Raw genomic sequence first — 16121 nt, 5'->3', positions numbered from 1 at the left:
AATGAACAGGAAAGAAGCCATACCAAGGGAGAGATCAGCCTACTGAATACTCGAGAACTAAAGATAGTAAGCATATGGTAGAACTTAACTATTCGATCATTATAAATACATCATGGAACAGACAACTACTAGATCAAGTGCAGGTCTTATTCTCTCTCTTTTGAAGGAGGAGGGAGTTGATAAGATATTCATGGTATCAGGTACGGACTACGCGTCCTTCATAGAGGAGAAGGTCAGGGATCCCAGTTTACCTGATTTTGTGGTAGTCCCTCACGAAATCACAGCCTCAGCCATGGCCCTAGGTTACTCCCTTGGAGGGAAAATGGGTGTTGTGGCCGTACACACAGTACCGGGCACTCTCAATGCCCTGGGAATAGTGAGTAACGCGTATACCAGCAGGATTCCCCTACTCGTTCTGGCTGGCAGATCTCCCTATACAGAGGAGGGGAGCACTGCAAGCAGGAACCTGAGGATACACTGGACTCAGGAGGCCAGGGATCAGGGCGAATTTGGAAGACAGTACCTGAAGTGGGACTTCGAGATACGTGATCCTACTCAGACCTCGGTGGCGTTGAGGAGAGCACTGCAGATCGCCAGGAGTGAACCCAGAGGCCCTGTTTACCTCACCATACCCAGAGAGGTTAGCGTGAAAGAGGCGAAACCCTCCAACGTGAAGATGTCACCGTATGAGCCCGGTCCCTCCAGGGAATCCCTGAGGGAGGCTGAAAAACTGGTGGAGGAGTCGGAAAGGCCGGCAATCATAACGTGGAGGGGAGGTAGAAGAAGGGAATGGTATGAGGCCATAACCGAGTTCGCAAACAAACTGGGTGCACCCGTTCTCAATTATGTGGGGGAGGTGGTTAACTATCCCTCTGGAGGACCCATGGCCCTGGACAAACTTGATATGAAAGAACCCGATCTCGTGATAGTGATTGAATCTGAAGTGCCGTGGATACCCAAGAGAGTTAAGGTTAAAGCCCCTGTGATCAGGATAGACGTTGAGCCATCATACTCTTATATACCCTACTACGGTTTTCCATGTGACGTCTGTATCCAGTCAACCCCCATGGCATTGAAGGAAATGCAGATAAGGGGAAAGGACAGGTGGAGTGAGGAAATAAGGGAGAGGGTGGAAAAACAGAGGGAGTACAAGAGAAAGGAAATAGGGAACCTGGAAAACTCCTCAAGGGTGCATCCAAGACTCCTATCCAGTTACGTTTCCCAGTTAGGGGCGATAGTGGTCAATGAGTATCCCTTCAATCCCAGGTACGGTAGCTTTGAATATGGAGAGTATTATGCGGACTTGGCTGAGGGCTACCTTGGATGGGCCCTGGGGGCAGGTCTTGGAATCAGAATGGCGACTGGTAGGGATGTGGTCATCACCACAGGTGACGGATCCTTCATTTTTGGCGTGCCCGAGGCCTTCTATTACGTAGCCTCAACTTACGGTTTACCAGCAATGGTAGTCATTTATGACAATTCAGGCTGGTTAGCTTCTGCAGAGGCCGTAGAGGAGGTCTTCCCTGAGGGTTTGGCCAAGGCCAAGAGGATGTTCCCAGGTGCAGATTTCAAGAGGTACAACATAGGGGAGACGGTAAAGGCCTTCGGCGGGTACTTCAGGCTGGCTGAGACCCCTGAGGAAGCAAGGAGCGCCCTCACCGAGGGATGGAATAACGTGAAGAAGGGAGGACTTTCCGTGGTGCAGGTAGTGGTGGAGAGAACCAGATAGGTTCTAGAAGTTGACGGGTCGGTTAAAGTAGGGTCTAATCAAATCTTGGAGGATCATATTTCCTCCCACATTGTCTTGACTCCTCTGACCTCAAGGATGTATAACCTGTTGTCCTGAAGGGCCCACTCCAGGTTCACATGTCTGCCAAAGAATTCCTCTATTCTCAGGGATAGATTAGCTAGCTCTATGGCCTTTTCGTCACTCAGGCTGGGCTCCAGTGCCTTACCTCCCAGGGGAATCTCCCGTATTCCGCCCAGCCTAGGATCAAACTTAAGCATCACGTGCTTATGCCCAATGCTTTTCTCCGCAATCACCCTGTCCCTCTTGGGTAGCACGAAACGATCTGGCGTCACCAGTCCCCTAGTCACCGCCTGTCCCAGTCCCCAAGAGGACTCTATTATGACCCAGTTGGGATTTCCAGTTACAGGATGTATGGTGAATGCGGTTCCCGCTGACTCCGGATCAATCATTTCCTGGACCAGCACAGCTATCTCCAGTGGCATCCCCTGTGCTATCCTGTATGCTAAAGACCTGGGATTGAAGTAACTCGCCCAGGCCCGCTTCACATAAAAGGGAAGGTCAACCTTATTCACGTAAAGGAACGTCTCCGTTTCCCCAGCAAAGCTGGGGCCTGACATACTGGAGGTTATTGTGGGCCTCACGGCCACCATGTCCGTGGATATCTCCCTAGAATAGTGCTCTATCTCAAGTGAAATGTCAAGCGGTATCTCCGTCTGGGTAATGATCTCCTTGATCATCTCATATCTTCTCTCTAGGTCCCTGGGGTCCTCCAGGTTTGCTCCCCTGAGCACGTCACTGATCTTGTTCCTGTTTATCTCCATGAATCTCCTGAACGCAGACCTGGTGATCACAAATCCCCAAGGCACCCTTATACCCATTCTGGTCAGCTCCCCAAGATAGGCAGCCTTCCTGCCCACCGATCTAACCATGTTAGATGATGATTGATCTATTGTAAACACATACATATACGTCGATAAGCAGTACAAAGTTTTAAACATGTTCTAGAGCTTTTGTGAGCTACCTCTGCTTTAAGGGCGAGGTTTTCCGAATCTTCATAAAAACTACATAGGGACTTAAGAACTGGGAAATCTCACCCAAGTATTTTCTCGAGTTCCTCGGAGGTAATCACCGGGAAGAAGTCCTTCATGTTGGCAAGCGACCTCTCGTGTCCCTCCTTGTTGAAGGAGGAGACAGCATCACTCACTATCACGGGCATGAATCCCAGTGCAAAGGCATGCCTGGCACTTGTTTCCACCCCTATTTCCGTAGCAATTCCAGTAAAGATTATGGCGTTCCTGCCCGAGTTCCTTAAGAGAAGTTCAAAGTTGGTCCCTACAAAGATACTCCATGTGTTCTTGGGAAGTATAATCTCTCCCTCGGCGGGTTTCTCGTAGAGTTCTAAGTCCTCACTTGTGAACCTGAACTGCCTTGACGTAACCCTAGATGCGTAGGGTTCAAAACCGCTCGGGAACGGCGTTATCTTCGTGTATACCACGGGTATCTTGGCCCTCCTGGCTGCTCCGATAGTTCTCTCCAGTGCCCTTACAAATTGATCTTTGTTGAAGGTTCCCCTTACTAGGCCGTTCTGTACGTCCCATACCACTAGAATCGAGTTATTTGGAGTTAGGATCTGTTTTAGGTCCATGGATAACTTAGCTAGTTTACATTTAAAAAACTAATTCTTTTTGTACAAATTGTCTTGATATATTTAAAGAATCCAGGGTTTCAGAGATGCTTTCTGATCAGGTTCTCGAAGTGAGAGTTGTCAGCTATTCTCTCCACGCCAAGGACGGTAGTCTTGGGCAAATTGATTATCATCTGTGGATTTGCCTGTATGGGTAGCTTTTTGGCTATATACTCAGCCACTCCCTGCGGGTCCTGCTTCATCAGCTCTATACCCTCTGAGTAGGCAGAGATAAAGGCCTCGTGATCTCCGTTAACTGAGGCTCCACAACTTCCCGGTATTCCCAGCAATTCCTCAAATGTCTTTCCCTTGGCGAAGGGTGACGCCACAACTATGGAGTCCACCTCTTTCCTGTTGAGCATCTCCATGAGCTTGGGCATATCATCTGCGTAGACCACCTCTCCCTTCAACCCCTTCTTTTCCAGGAGAGCTCTGGTCAGAACGTCGGCAGCACTTCCCTTTCTCCACACACCGATCTTCCTTCCCACGTCAGGAGAGACCACCATCAGTCCCTTTATGGTGATGTAATCCGTTCTAATTCCCCTCCTCACAAGGGACACGGTGGAGTCCAGAATTACATCGGCACTGCCTTCTTTCCCAAAATCAATCATGATGTCCTTGTTCTTCATTGTGGAAGCTATCATGGGATAGGAAACAGGTCCTGGTGCAGCTATTACCTTTAACATGGTTATCCTAGGTATCTATGTTACCTATGATTAAATATTTTTGCCAAACTTTTCCCTTTATGTTACATATTGTGCAGTTTTCGCGTGTTTCAAGAAATGATTATTTGTCTAATAGTTTAAAGTCTAACTTTTAGTCAATTTTTTAAGACTTAGTATATGAGGGGTGGCTTATGACATGTCCCAAAATACTTGTACTATTCTATGGCTACGGCAGTATAGTGGACCTGGCCATGGAAATAGCTGAAGGAGCCAAGGCGGAAGGAGCTGAGGTCAAGGTGGTAAGGGTTCCAGAGCTTTTCCCGAAGGAAGTTGTTGCCAAGTTTAACGTAGATCTTTCCAGGATTGAGAAGATTCCTGAGGCTACAATGCAGGACTTAGAGTGGGCCGACGGTATAGTTATGGGCTCTCCAACCAGGTACGGTAACATCACTGGCCAGCTAAAGTTCTTCTTGGATCAGACTAGGGATCTCTGGCTCAAGGGGGCGCTTTACGGAAAGCCAGTGGGCTTCTTCACCGAGGCCGCTACAATTCATGGAGGCCACGAGAGCACTATCCTGACCATGAGTGCCTATGCATATCATCAGGGGATGGTTATAGTACCCCTGGGCTACGGAATAAAGGAGATATCCACTACCACTACCGGAGGATCCCCTTACGGACCCAGTCACCTCGGTAGTATGAAGAACTTGGACGATAACGAGAAGGTCATCGCCAGGTTCATGGGGAAGAGAATAACTGAGGTCGCAAGAAAGCTCAGATGTTAGCTCTCCTTGTTTTTTGTTTCCTGCTTCTGGTCTCCCTTCTAGGTATTGCCCTGAACTCAGAGATTCTGGATAAGGCCTCTCTGGGACTGGACACACCCTTCAAGATCTCCGCTAATCCCCTCTCGCCAATGTAGTTTAACCAGGCCACTACGTGTCCCTCCTTCAAGTGATATTCCACGCACCCGGGGTCCTCCCTAGATAACCTGGCAAGCTCCCTTTCCAATTCGTTCAGATCCCTTGCCACACCTACTACCTTATCGTAGCTTTTAAAGTAAAACGGTTCCATAAAAAATGGTTGGTGTTCAGATCCCTTATAATCGCTTCCCCGCGTTCTGCTCCTTAACAACTCTCTCCAATTCCTGTCCCTTTGTTTCGGGAATAACGAAGAGGGTTATGAGGGTGGAAATTAGCGCTATCCCTGCATAAAATCCTACCATAGCTCCCAACCCATAATGGGATAGAAGCAAGGGAAAAGCCGTGATGTTAAGGGCAGTGGCGAGCCTGTCCACACTGACGCTGATTGCCTGGCTTGTGGCTCTAACCTTGGTTGGAACAAGTTCAGGGGTAACCATGGCAGAGCCTATGATGGATGCCGGACCCACGGCTGAGAAGAAGTAGTTGAGCATGTAGAAGGAGAAACCCAAGAGGGCCGCTTCTCCCACCAGTTTTGCCACGGAAAGTTGAGTCTCGGGCAGTCCAAAGATCCTTGGGTCGGACAGGAGAAGGGAGTAGGCAAACAGCCACAGCGCCACACCAGCGTATCCCACCACAATTAGGGGTTTCCTTCCTATTCTATCAACTAGATAGATGCAAACCAGCTGACCTGGTATCCCGGCAAAGAACTGCGCCACATAGGTGAACTCTATGGGGGAGAGCCCAAGGTTTGACGCTATGGTAATGGGTCCGAAAATGGCAAAGGTTGAGGAGTACATGTCGTAGAGGAGCCAGAGAACAGAGGCAGCCACGATTAGAAGGGCTGAGGAAGAAAGCCTCCTCAGAAAAGGCGTGTTGTCCCTTGCCTTTGGGAGAGGCTTGCCCAGTTCCTGCTCTATCCTTGGAGCGTCTTGATGTTCAGGGTTAACCCTGGACACGAACATCATGGTCTCGTAGATCTTCCTTCTAAGGAGGAACACTGAGATTGCTGGGATGGCTCCCACTCCCAGAACAACCCTCCAGAGCAAGGCTGAGGGAAGGTGAGCCATGAGACCAATCTGTTCCACGAACGCTGCAATAACCGCACCGAGACCCCACATTACGGCAAAGGTCACAACCATAGCCTTCCCCCTGTTTCTTCCCTCAGTGTTTTCAGCAACTATGACGGGGGATAGAACGTAGTCCGCACCTATCCCCACACCCAGGATCAGCCTAGCTAAAAAGAGCTCCACATATGACTGTGCGAAGGCCTGTAACCCTGCGCCAATGGCCATGATTAGAACGTCGAAGCCGTAGATTCTCTTCCTCCCTATCCTGTCAGCTAGTAGTCCGAATAGCAATGCAGCTATTGCGGCGCCGTAATAGGATCCTGCAACCAGTAACCCAAGTTCCGCGCTGGAAAAGGTGAAGGATGAGGGTATAAAGAAGGAGGTGAGGGAGATGGAGTAGAGATTGTAACCGTCGGTGAGCACTCCCATCCCAGAAACTATAACGTTCCTCCACGTCAGCGATGCCATAACAGTTGGTAAATACTCAAGTTAAAAAAACTTTAGTATCTACTCTCTGAAACAATCATGCCTTGAGGAATTTCTCGACAAAGGCAAGGGTGCCCCTCCTCTCCAAGTCCACGGTAAACAGTGATGTCCAGCCTCCCAGGAGCCAGCCAGCTATGACGTCGTACGGCCAGTGTACTCCAACGTAAACCCTCGAGTAGGAAACCAGAACGGCCTCTATCATCATGATGATCCATAGCCACCTTGGGGCCATTTTGGCCAGGACTAAAGCACCATCGCTCACGATCAACGCATGTCCTGAGGGAAAACTGTAGTCAGTGGGCGGTGGAACAAGGAGATAATCGGGATGAATGTAGAGGAAGGGCCTTCCCTGGGCGAAGGCATATTTGCTGATTTCTCCCACAATGATTGCAAGTATGAACGACGCGGCCAGGGTTATGGCTATCCTCCTTGTCTTCCTGAAGACGAGAAGAATTGCAGTCAGGGGAATCCAGACGTATTCCCTTCCATACTTGGAAAGAAAAACCATTACTGGGTTCAGAGCGCTTACCTGGTTATAGTTGATCAACTTGAAAAGGTAAATATTCAACGGCATGTTGGGCTCCGATTCAATCTTGACTATCACGCCAACGACCAGAAAGGCCAATAACAGAGCCCAGTAGTACTTCATCTCTTCTCAGCACGGTGGGAAATCTATAAAGTTTTTCATGATTCATGGGAAGGTCCCTATTAGTACTTAAATAAAATGAGAGAGTGATTATCACAATGATAAAGAGTATCAGCATCGATGGATTTAGAGGATTGAAGTTTAATGATAAAGTAAGCAGGGTAAATCTGATTATTGGGGAGAACAGTAGCGGGAAGACCTCCTTTCTCGAGGCTATTTTCTTTTCTACGCTCCTCCTGTCTAACAGGGTAATGATGTCAGATGCTAATTCCCAGCTTATCTATATGTTTAATAGCAGGGGAGAGGCTCTATCGTCCTTTGCTACAATCGGAGATTCCTTGATCCATATTGATAACAATGAGATCAAGATTAAGAGAGTAAGTCCTTTAGAGCTTTCTGTGCTGCTCGACAACAGGGAAATAGCTAAGATCACTGTTGAGCGAATATCCTTTAGCCATAATGAGGGAAGTGGAGCTGTTCTCATTCCAACATTAAGTGTGAAGGACACGCGAGGAACTTCAGACTATTTTCCTGTATATATCTCTGTTTATTTTGATAATTTTGATAATCCTGAAAGGATAATAAGTTATTCAAAGAAAGCTGGGGGGAAGAGTCAATTCGAAATTCTTAAGGACGATTATGATCAATTTAAGTTATTTTATTCTTCATTACCAGTGTACTCCGTGGGGAGGGGGTTTCTTAAGAAGGAACTTATCAGGGCCAGCTTATCTTACGCCAATATTCTACTAGTGGATGAAATAGAGGATTCTCTTCATCCGGATTATGTCAGGGACGTGCTAAAAAGTCTTCTGGACGCGAGAGAGGTTCAATCGTTCATTGTAACCCATAGCAATGAGGTCATAAAGATGGCGTCCAGGCTCGCATCTGATTCCAGTGACATAGCAATATATTACTTCAACAGAGAAAGGAAGTATGCCAAATACTCGTTAACTGATCTGTCAAGCTTTGATTCTCCCTTGAGCTGGGCTGGATATATATGGTAAGTTGCGATAGAATATTGGTTGAGGGAAAAACTGACGAAGAGATTTTGAAAAGATTGGGGTATGCAATGCCCATACAACCCCTAGGCGGTAAGGGTAATGTACTCAAAAAATTTCTGGATGACATAAATAATGATATGAAAAGGGGACCCTTGAACGTAGGCAACGTCTGTTACTTGGTGGATGGAGATGACGAGGGGTACGGTAATATCTATGATCAGGTGGTGAGCAAATTACGAATCAGCACACGCAGGGAGCCACCCTACATAAAATTTTGTTTTAATGGAAAAAGTTGTAGAATATTAATAGTTGTTGGAGATAAGGTAAGCGATTACAAAGGTTGCATCGAGAGCATGCTTCTTGAGCAATTGAAATTGGATGAAAATGGAGATGTGCTGGTGACTCAGTTTGTAGAATACAAGGCTACACAAGGCAAAATGGATCTCTGCGGGAAGAGCAAGCTATCACTATACCTGAAAGTGATTTTGAAGGCCGATGATATTCAGGCCATCTATCTTAATCGCAACTTTGTTGAAGAATTGTTTAGACAGTTTCCGCAGGTTTTTCCATCTTTTAAATAATTATTTTGCGGAAATAATTGCAAGATAGTCCATTGATTATTAAAGAATTATATTTATGGAGATGGTTAAGGTGAATGTATCAAGGAATGCTATCAGCCCTGTACTAGATGATCGTGAATCGAATCGCGTTGTAAAAAATGGAGGGTTTAATCAAACGTGATCTACCAGCAAAGAGGGATTGATGTGTCCTCAACCCTGTAAACTGATCACGTTGCCCTAACCTGGATGGTCTTCTTTCCCTCTACCCTGATCAGATCGCCCTTGGATATCTTCACTGGTCCTATGAAAGCACCGCAAGATACATACCCACTCTGATCCGGCCTCACTACATTGTGCGGATTGTAAGCCGGTGCCCCTTCTCCCACAAGCTCACCGTTGATGAAGAGCTTGAAATGGCCATATGGAGGTTCGATCTCCTTTCCCACGAAGAGCCTTCCAGCGAATGCGTCATCTGCGATCATGTAGTGCTTAGGTAGATCCCACGTGGTGAACCTGGTTGCCGGAACCTCAAGTCCCAGAAAGGTCTTCAAGACCCTTCCGTTCTCCACCAAGGCAATTATCTCCACCTCAAGCTTATGGGTCCTGAACCAGAGCTCTAGCTCGCTCTTGGAGATCATCCTCTTGGTCAGGACTCCCCACAGACCTGACTTGGTTATCTTGTAACCTCCAAGTCCCTCCTTTTCCACCAACATCTGAGCAAACCTGTCTCCCACGGCCTTGGCCTCATCCTCCGTCAGGTCAAAGGGTTCTATCTCCTTTCGGGAGAGGTAGGCTTCCATGAGAATTTCCGCCTTATCCATGGGGTAATGATCATAAATGACGTTTAAAAGCTATGTTGTAGATGGGTAAGCATGATAGCGTGCACTAGGGACTGCTACGATACATGCGTGTTTAACGAGGAATATCAACCGTTGAAGGACGAGCCAACCTTCGGTTTTACCTGCTCCAGGGGTAGGACAGACCTCAGGAGAAACGAGATGAACAGGGTGGACTCAGCCTACCTTGAAGGCAAACAGGTTGACTTGAGACAGGCCATCTCCCTGATCGCCAGGAAGATGAGGGAGGTGAAACCTGAGGAAATACTTCACGTGGAGTACGATGGTAATCAAGGCCTTTTAACGTGGTATTACCCGGCCAGACTGTGGAACCTGATAGGGGCATTCAGCACGGACTACTCCATTTGCAGTTTGGAGGGTCATGAGGGTATAAAGGCGCATTACGGCACAAGTATGGGGGCTCTTCCAGAGGACATGGAGGGATTCTCCTCCGTAGCCTTCTGGGGCTCAGAGGCGGTGTTCAGCTTCATCCATGGCTGGAGGATGTTCAAGGATAAGTACAAGATCACAATCGACGTAAGGATGAGTGAAACTGCGAAAAGGAGTGAGAAGGCCTATGTGATAAGGCCGGGCAGCGACGCCCATCTGGCTATTGCCCTAATGAAGATCTTCCTGGAGCAGGGATACGCTAAACCTGATCTTGTGGATCTGGAACTACTCAGGAGGAGACTTGATCTCTTTGATATGGATTACCTGCTCAACGCTGTGAACCTGGAGGAGGATCAGGTGAGGGAGCTTGCTGACCTCTATGCGTACTATCGCCCCCTAACCGTGATAGGTTTCGCAATCGGGAGGTCGTGGAATGGTGGCCACTCAGCGGGATTGATCTCTCTCCTCCCTGCGGTCCTCGGCATTAAGAGAGGTTTCTATTACTCTAACTCCGGAGGGTGGGGAATAGACTTTCAGTACCTCAGGGGAACCCACTTCATTCAACCCAAAACCATCGGAATGGGAGAAGTGGGGTACAATCTAGACAGGTTCAAGATTCTTTTTGTCTGGAACTCCAATCCTGTGGTCACTCTCCCTGGAGGGGACAGGATACGTGAAGCTGTGGAGAGCGGTAAACTTTTCCTTGTGGTACACGATCCCTTCTGGTCTGAAACTGCTAAGGTTGCTAACGTGGTAATTCCAGGAGCCACGTTCTTGGAGAAGGAGGACGTAGTCTATAGTTATTGGCATCCCTATCTGGTCTACAATACTCCCATCAGGCCCAAGCGAGGTGTCACGGAGGTGGAGTTGATGAGAATGATTTCGAAAGAGCTGGAGTTGAGCCATCCTCTCCTTGAGGAGGATCCATGGGATGCAGTGAATGTGGCCATCAGAAAAACCGGTATCACGATTGAGGAGTTGAAGAGAAAGGGTATGGTCAAGATGAAACCCGTGACTTCCCCCGGGAGAGCGAACGTGGACCCCTTTCCATCACCGCAAGAGCTGGATCTACCCAGGGGCGAGGTCTTGGTATTCTCGGCCCATCCCAATTACACCAACTCCCAATTCACTGAGGTTTACGGAAAAAGGGAGGCGGTGATTTACTCGGGGAAATATGAAGGAGAGGGTTTCCTGGAGGGCAGAGGAGGAAGGATCAGGGTAAAGCTAGTGAAGGGTGACCTGCCAGAGAACGTCCTATTTGTGTATAAGAGCTCATTACTTAGTGAAGGAAAATCAATAAACTCGGTTCTTAAGCCACCTAGGAACAGGTTCGGAGGTCCCAGGCTAAACGATGAGGTCAGGATCATACTAGATCCCCCTATTCGATTCGAGCCTGATATAACGGGAAGGTCCCATTCTTCTACCTAGGATAACTGGTGATCTACCTCTGTCCCGTCTCCCTAGTCCTCCGGGATAAGCGGATATGTTTCCTTCTTAAAACTAAATATAATAATCTTGATGTAATACCTTTTAACGATATAAGACTTTTTAGAATACATAAGTTTAATAACTAGAAGATCTTTTACTATAATGATAGAAGATTCTGAGGTGAATTTCCATATCATCAACTAACTCGCAGGAGTTCGTGTTGGACGTAAGGGGAGAGGAGTGCCCAATCCCAGAGATGAAAGCTGCAAAGGAACTTCAGAAGATACCTTCAGGTAAGCTAGTGGTCCTCACGGATCATGAGCCAGCCATAGACGTTACATTACCATCCCTTTGCAAGTCGCTTGGTCTGAGGTATGAGACCGTGAGGGAGGGTGAGTACGTAAAGTTCATCATTTACAAGGAGAGAGGATCAGCAAAAATAGACGAGATAGAGGGAGTCAGCGATACAGAACGTCTGACCCTGGGACCCGTTAACTTGAGAGACAAGCTCTCAGACCCCACCATATTGATGTCCTTCGTTCCCCAAATCAAGGCAGTGAATAACGTTGCCCCTGGAAGTTATATTCTTCACATGAAGTGGTTCATTAGCTGGGAAACCCCACTGTACGTGACCTTAAACCCCCTTCCCAGGGGAGATATAGTGTACTATACCGCCTATCAGAAACTGCCCATGACTAGGATAAGTTTCGGGTGGAGGTTTGTTTCCAATAGGGTTGGGAACGAGATCACGCTGGACATAACAGAGTGGTATAAAGGCCCGCTGAGCGGTCAGGCCAAGAAGGCCATAAGAAAACATTTAGAGAAGGCCAAGGAGACCCTCCCCAGAGTTCTCACGTGATTTTCATCTTTTTCTTCTGATCAGTCCGAATATAGTGATGAATGCACCTATTATTAACATTGGAATTCCAGCTAGGATAAATATTCCCAGGAGTGCACCTCCCTTCACGTAGTAATATGTGGAGGAATACTTCAAGGAAGCAGGCTGGCTCCAGTTATTCACGAGGAGAAGGTTACCGCTACCGTTGGGTATAACATAGTATATCCCTGAGCTCGTCACGGAGGAATCGTTCTGCGGAACACCTTCCACCTCAAGCGGAGAAGGCGTTGAGTTATAGTAGAAGATAAAGATGGCCTTTCCATTCGCGTTAAAGGGGAAGGAAATGCTCCCGTTTGGGGCCAGAGTTTTGGACGTCATATTGGAATTTAACCCGTTAAGTATCTGCTGCGATGCCTGAGAGTCAAGGTAGGGATATAGGCCAAACACCAGAACTGCCCCAAGCACCAGTATAACTACGCCAACCACCAGAAGGATCTGCATCGTTCCACCATCTCCCGGCAAGTTAAATTCTTTGTCCACATATTCGTCATCCCTCCTCCAGATACCTGAAGATGCTCCCGGAGAGATAGAGTAGAGTCCCAGCCACGATGAAGTCTCCCGTGTAACCGACTGCCTTCGAGAGAAAACCAGAGATGAGTGAGCCCGAGAAGAGCGCCACTCCAACCATGGTACTGTACACGCCCAATGTGGTCCCTTGTCTCCTTCCGCCAACCACCTTGAAAATGAGTGTATTAGAGGCAGCGTAAAAGAGAGAGAACGCCACACCAGCTGAGAGAGGATAGAAGATGAACCCTAGAATAATCGCAGTGAGGGGAGTTAACAACGAGATACCCATCACTATGTAACCTGTCCCCCTCAGCAGTAACGACCTAAAGGACGCTTCCCTCTCATCTCTGTCCTCAAGGTAATGACCAACGAAATGAAAGGTCAGTATCTGGAAGAGCATTCCCACGGTGATTATACCCAGAACCAGGCTCTTATCAATACCCTCATTGTAAAGGCTTGCTGGATACAGGGTGTTGAACAGCCCGCTTGACACGTAGAAAATGGTTATTGCGATGTAGAGAAGGGGTACGTAGTTAATGGGCTTCTTTGTGAGCCTACTCAGACTGAACATCTTGAAAAGGCTCAACCTGGGCTTATGCAGGAAAATCAGGGGTAACATCTTGAGCCTCACCGCAAAAGACTCAATACTGTGCAACATGGACGTCCTTTCCAGCATCATGGATTTGGGAGTGAAAAGTAGAGCCAGCACAAAGGCAGAGCCCGAGAAGAGCGCTAGAATTGCATACATTTCCGTAATTCTTATTACTAACACTAGGAATGTGGACAGGAGGAGGCCAACCAAATTTCCAATGGAAGATAACATGGAGAGCAGGGAGAAGCTGGACGCCCACTTCTTCTTCTCTGCAGATTCCATGATGAGCAGGTTCATGGGAGTGCTGTATGCCGTGGAAAAGAAGGTGAAGCCCGCGTAATTCAGGTCAACTTCAGGAATGCTGTTGCTCTGGGATGCCAGGACCAGAAAGAGGGTGGAGAAACCGAAACCTGCAAGAATCAGCTTCCTTCTATCGAACCTATCGGCAAGAAATCCCCAGAACATTGAGGCAGGAATCAGCACCACGTTTGACAGGGTGATGGCATAGGCCACCATGAGGGGGCCTCCGCCCATATCAATTATGTTCAGGGTTACGAGAGTTGAAAGGGGACCGCTGGAGATCCCAAAAACCAGTGCCGACCACATCCACTTCAGCGATCTATTTATCAAGTTCGCACAACCTCACCGCGTAACTCATTGTGTAAGAATTGAAAGCAAGTATAAACATTTCAACCCTTGAATGGTCCTCCTCGTTCTCCACTCGTAGAGGATCTAAATTATGATTAAAAAGTTAATTCAAAATGTAGAACGTTTCGACCTCTCTACATGGCTACCATGTAAGCTCGTTCAGTAAGTGGTTCAAAACGCTTTTGAATTTAGGTCAGCTGTGGTTCTCGAGAGTAACATTCATCTACCAATGAAGAGCGCTCCAGAGTTATCTCCCTTATCCTCAATCTTAGATTGAAAATATATACTAGAATATAAATATTCAATCTTTCTTACAAAAGATTTTAAGCCTATTAGGTATCTTTGATACTTATTATGGAATCTAAGAGCTTTAGGGCACTGGTATTTACTTCACTGGCACACTTCTCAAACGATGGAGTTTTTCTGGTATTTCCGCTCCTGATCGTGTACTATACCACTGAGGAGAAGATGAGCGTGGTATTTCTTGGCGCATTGGCCATAGTCTATACGCTTCTCTCTGGTTTACTATCTCCGCTGATTGGGGATATAGCTGATAAGAGGGACTCCGACGCCGAGTTTATAGCGTTGGGGATCTTCCTGGAGGCTCTGGCCTCTGGTCTGTTCGCACTATCCTTTCTGGAGAAAGGATTGGCCATTCCCCTGATTGCTCTGGGAGCCATCCTTCTTGGCTCAGGACAGGCCTTCTATCATCCCCTAGGAGGAGCAATACTCGCTAGGATATTTGGAAAAAGCTCTGGAAGAGCGCTTGGCATAAACGGTGCCATGGGTAGCCTTGGCAGGGCTGTTATGCCGTCTGTAATATCGTTTCTTATCCTCGGTTTGGGTGAGGTCCTCGGGCTTGGAGTTTTCACGTTTTACATGGTTTTAGTCACCCTCGCCATATATGTGGGCCTTATGGGTGTGAGAAGGGGAAGCGTGAACCTAGTTAGAAAGTCCACGGAAAAATTGGATCGCAAGTTCTACAAGTTCCTCATTGTGCTGGGAGCGCTTGTTTTCATGAGAAGCATGTTCATTAGCGGAACTACCACTTTTCTGGGGGAATTCGTGTACCAGGTTTACCTTTCAAAGGAGTTCACCGGGATATTCCTTACCGTGGGTTTCTTAGGTTCAGTGTTTGGACAGCCTGTGTTCGGATGGCTGACAGAGAGACTTGGGGGCAGGGCCACCTTCGCCCTGAGTAGCGTGTTAAGTCTTGTTTTCTTCGGTATCTTCCTTGTGTATCCCAGGAATCTGTACCTGTCACTTTTTTCCTACACGTTATTCACGTTTGCAGCCTTCACTGCATTTCCCATACTTCTCGGTTACGTTGGGCAGGTTTTCCCCAAGAACTTCTTCACTGTGGCCAACTCCTATGTATGGGGTGTAGGGAATACCGTTGGCGGAGCGGCAGGAACTGCGTTAGTTACAGCACTACTGGGTATGAACTATGATTTAACCTTCTCGTTTCTAGTGCTTTTCGGAATAGCCGTGGTATCCACTGTGCTGACCCCGCTCATTCCAAAGAGCGTATAAGTTTTTGGACAAGCTCCGCCAGTGTGTCCAACAATTTATCTCACCTGCCACAATTGCAACAGGTTGTAGACGGTGAAGTAGGTGGAGAACCACTTCCTCAGGCTCCACTTGCTGGAGTTCCACGGGAAGTGGAAGTCCATCCCTGACAACCTGTGCTTCACAGTCCTGAAGACCTGTTCAACCCTGTTCCTCACCCCGAAGGTGATGTGCTCGTGTTCTACCCCTGCCATGGAGAGGAAGTTGTACGCGGGTAGGCCGTCGTGGACGTACCTGGCCCTGAGCACCTCGCCCCTCACCCTCAGCTCAACCTCCCTCACTCCCCTGCCAGGATTAGCACGTCCAGACCTGACCTGGCCTCAGTGACCATGAAGAAGGGTATAACGCCCGTGTTGAGGTCCCTCACGACCCACAGGTAGTACGCCACGCCCTTAACCAGGAGTACCTTGGTCTCGTCCACGGCGTACTCCCCTGACACAGGCACGTCAACTCTCGCGCTGGACAATCTCCTCC

The 16121-nt window shown here is 47.9% G+C and carries 16 protein-coding genes and 1 pseudogene; 7 read left to right on the top strand and 10 right to left on the bottom strand.

The genetic code is table 11. The features are described from left to right. The first annotated feature begins 112 nt into the window (after window positions 1-112). Window positions 113-1729, top strand: a complete 1617-nt coding sequence (locus L3N51_RS06500; RefSeq protein ID WP_238026205.1) for a thiamine pyrophosphate-requiring protein — start codon at window positions 113-115, stop codon at window positions 1727-1729. A gap of 53 nt (window positions 1730-1782) precedes the next feature. Here the strand turns inward: L3N51_RS06500 and L3N51_RS06495 are convergent, their stop codons facing one another. The 3 genes from L3N51_RS06495 to L3N51_RS06485 all read right to left on the bottom strand — a co-directional run bounded on the left by L3N51_RS06495 (window position 1783) and on the right by L3N51_RS06485 (window position 4120). Beyond that, window positions 1783-2715, bottom strand: a complete 933-nt coding sequence (locus L3N51_RS06495) for a PEP/pyruvate-binding domain-containing protein (RefSeq protein ID WP_238026203.1) — start codon at window positions 2713-2715, stop codon at window positions 1783-1785. A 125-nt stretch (window positions 2716-2840) separates the two neighbouring features. Continuing rightward, window positions 2841-3395, bottom strand: coding sequence for a cysteine hydrolase family protein (locus tag L3N51_RS06490; RefSeq protein ID WP_238026202.1), 555 nt, complete (start codon window positions 3393-3395; stop codon window positions 2841-2843). Window positions 3396-3475: 80 nt separating this feature from the next. Continuing rightward, on the bottom strand, window positions 3476-4120 hold the full coding sequence (locus L3N51_RS06485) for a DUF3834 domain-containing protein (RefSeq protein ID WP_238026201.1): 645 nt from the start codon (window positions 4118-4120) through the stop codon (window positions 3476-3478). A gap of 170 nt (window positions 4121-4290) precedes the next feature. Here L3N51_RS06485 and wrbA point away from each other — a divergent pair, with 170 nt between their 5' ends. Further along, the gene (gene wrbA / locus L3N51_RS06480) at window positions 4291-4884 is read left to right on the top strand and encodes an NAD(P)H:quinone oxidoreductase (RefSeq protein ID WP_238026200.1); all 594 of its coding nucleotides are present in this window, start codon (window positions 4291-4293) and stop codon (window positions 4882-4884) included. On the opposite strand, the gene L3N51_RS06475 is transcribed toward wrbA, so the two are convergent. The 3 genes from L3N51_RS06475 to sepP all read right to left on the bottom strand — a co-directional run bounded on the left by L3N51_RS06475 (window position 4874) and on the right by sepP (window position 7221). Next, a complete protein-coding gene (locus L3N51_RS06475; protein WP_238026199.1) occupies window positions 4874-5170 on the bottom strand; it encodes a hypothetical protein in 297 nt (98 codons plus the stop codon). The genes wrbA and L3N51_RS06475 overlap by 11 nt on opposite strands. Window positions 5171-5195: 25 nt before the next feature. Then, window positions 5196-6515 (bottom strand): MFS transporter, encoded by a 1320-nt coding sequence (locus L3N51_RS06470; protein WP_428846158.1) that lies wholly within the window; start codon window positions 6513-6515, stop codon window positions 5196-5198. Window positions 6516-6609: 94 nt separating this feature from the next. Continuing rightward, a complete protein-coding gene (gene sepP / locus L3N51_RS06465) occupies window positions 6610-7221 on the bottom strand; it encodes an undecaprenyl-diphosphatase SepP (protein ID WP_238026196.1) in 612 nt (203 codons plus the stop codon). Between the two features lie 95 nt (window positions 7222-7316). Between sepP and L3N51_RS06460 the strand changes: the two genes are divergently transcribed. Continuing rightward, complete coding sequence (locus tag L3N51_RS06460; protein WP_238026194.1) at window positions 7317-8222, top strand: AAA family ATPase; 906 nt, start codon at window positions 7317-7319, stop codon at window positions 8220-8222. Then, window positions 8216-8800, top strand: coding sequence for a hypothetical protein (locus L3N51_RS06455; protein WP_238026193.1), 585 nt, complete (start codon window positions 8216-8218; stop codon window positions 8798-8800). The genes L3N51_RS06460 and L3N51_RS06455 overlap by 7 nt, the downstream gene beginning before the upstream one ends. 206 nt (window positions 8801-9006) lie before the next feature. Here the strand turns inward: L3N51_RS06455 and L3N51_RS06450 are convergent, their stop codons facing one another. After that, window positions 9007-9600 (bottom strand): 2-keto-4-pentenoate hydratase, encoded by a 594-nt coding sequence (locus L3N51_RS06450; RefSeq protein WP_238026192.1) that lies wholly within the window; start codon window positions 9598-9600, stop codon window positions 9007-9009. 51 nt (window positions 9601-9651) lie between these two features. Between L3N51_RS06450 and L3N51_RS06445 the strand changes: the two genes are divergently transcribed. Together L3N51_RS06445 and L3N51_RS12750 are read left to right on the top strand one after the other, a co-directional pair. Beyond that, window positions 9652-11433 (top strand): molybdopterin-dependent oxidoreductase, encoded by a 1782-nt coding sequence (locus L3N51_RS06445; protein ID WP_238026191.1) that lies wholly within the window; start codon window positions 9652-9654, stop codon window positions 11431-11433. A 217-nt stretch (window positions 11434-11650) separates the two neighbouring features. Next, complete coding sequence (locus tag L3N51_RS12750) at window positions 11651-12292, top strand: sulfurtransferase TusA family protein (protein ID WP_238026190.1); 642 nt, start codon at window positions 11651-11653, stop codon at window positions 12290-12292. 3 nt (window positions 12293-12295) lie between these two features. Here L3N51_RS12750 and L3N51_RS06435 read toward each other — a convergent pair whose 3' ends face one another. Continuing rightward, window positions 12296-12772 (bottom strand): hypothetical protein, encoded by a 477-nt coding sequence (locus L3N51_RS06435; RefSeq protein WP_238026189.1) that lies wholly within the window; start codon window positions 12770-12772, stop codon window positions 12296-12298. A gap of 46 nt (window positions 12773-12818) precedes the next feature. Continuing rightward, complete coding sequence (locus L3N51_RS06430; RefSeq protein ID WP_238026284.1) at window positions 12819-14036, bottom strand: MFS transporter; 1218 nt, start codon at window positions 14034-14036, stop codon at window positions 12819-12821. Between the two features lie 396 nt (window positions 14037-14432). On the opposite strand from L3N51_RS06430, the gene L3N51_RS06425 reads away from it, so the two are divergent. Next, window positions 14433-15611: an MFS transporter gene (locus L3N51_RS06425; protein ID WP_238026188.1), complete on the top strand. Its 1179-nt coding sequence runs from the start codon at window positions 14433-14435 to the stop codon at window positions 15609-15611. Between the two features lie 35 nt (window positions 15612-15646). On the opposite strand, the pseudogene L3N51_RS06420 reads toward L3N51_RS06425, so the two are convergent. Continuing rightward, a pseudogene (locus L3N51_RS06420) lies at window positions 15647-16121 on the bottom strand (IS6 family transposase); the annotation flags it as partial.

Source organism: Metallosphaera javensis (ex Hofmann et al. 2022) (assembly GCF_022064045.1).
Taxonomy (GTDB): domain Archaea; phylum Thermoproteota; class Thermoprotei_A; order Sulfolobales; family Sulfolobaceae; genus Metallosphaera; species Metallosphaera javensis.
This window is presented reverse-complemented; position numbering and strand designations above follow the sequence as displayed.

Bases quoted from the DNA above. Each gene is read 5' to 3' on its own strand.
- L3N51_RS06495 (WP_238026203.1), bottom strand. From the start codon at position 2,715: ATGTATGTGTTTACAATAGATCAATCATCATCTAACATGGTTAGATCG.
- L3N51_RS06470 (WP_428846158.1), bottom strand. From the start codon at position 6,515: ATGGGAGTGCTCACCGACGGTTACAATCTCTACTCCATCTCCCTCACC.
- L3N51_RS06445 (WP_238026191.1), top strand. From the start codon at position 9,652: ATGATAGCGTGCACTAGGGACTGCTACGATACATGCGTGTTTAACGAG.
- L3N51_RS06435 (WP_238026189.1), bottom strand. From the start codon at position 12,772: ATGCAGATCCTTCTGGTGGTTGGCGTAGTTATACTGGTGCTTGGGGCA.
- wrbA (WP_238026200.1), top strand. From the start codon at position 4,291: ATGACATGTCCCAAAATACTTGTACTATTCTATGGCTACGGCAGTATA.
- L3N51_RS06460 (WP_238026194.1), top strand. From the start codon at position 7,317: ATGATAAAGAGTATCAGCATCGATGGATTTAGAGGATTGAAGTTTAAT.
- L3N51_RS06500 (WP_238026205.1), top strand. From the start codon at position 113: ATGGAACAGACAACTACTAGATCAAGTGCAGGTCTTATTCTCTCTCTT.
- L3N51_RS06475 (WP_238026199.1), bottom strand. From the start codon at position 5,170: ATGGAACCGTTTTACTTTAAAAGCTACGATAAGGTAGTAGGTGTGGCA.
- L3N51_RS06485 (WP_238026201.1), bottom strand. From the start codon at position 4,120: ATGTTAAAGGTAATAGCTGCACCAGGACCTGTTTCCTATCCCATGATA.
- L3N51_RS06430 (WP_238026284.1), bottom strand. From the start codon at position 14,036: ATGTGGTCGGCACTGGTTTTTGGGATCTCCAGCGGTCCCCTTTCAACT.
- L3N51_RS06450 (WP_238026192.1), bottom strand. From the start codon at position 9,600: ATGGATAAGGCGGAAATTCTCATGGAAGCCTACCTCTCCCGAAAGGAG.
- L3N51_RS06455 (WP_238026193.1), top strand. From the start codon at position 8,216: ATGGTAAGTTGCGATAGAATATTGGTTGAGGGAAAAACTGACGAAGAG.
- L3N51_RS06425 (WP_238026188.1), top strand. From the start codon at position 14,433: ATGGAATCTAAGAGCTTTAGGGCACTGGTATTTACTTCACTGGCACAC.
- L3N51_RS06490 (WP_238026202.1), bottom strand. From the start codon at position 3,395: ATGGACCTAAAACAGATCCTAACTCCAAATAACTCGATTCTAGTGGTA.
- sepP (WP_238026196.1), bottom strand. From the start codon at position 7,221: ATGAAGTACTACTGGGCTCTGTTATTGGCCTTTCTGGTCGTTGGCGTG.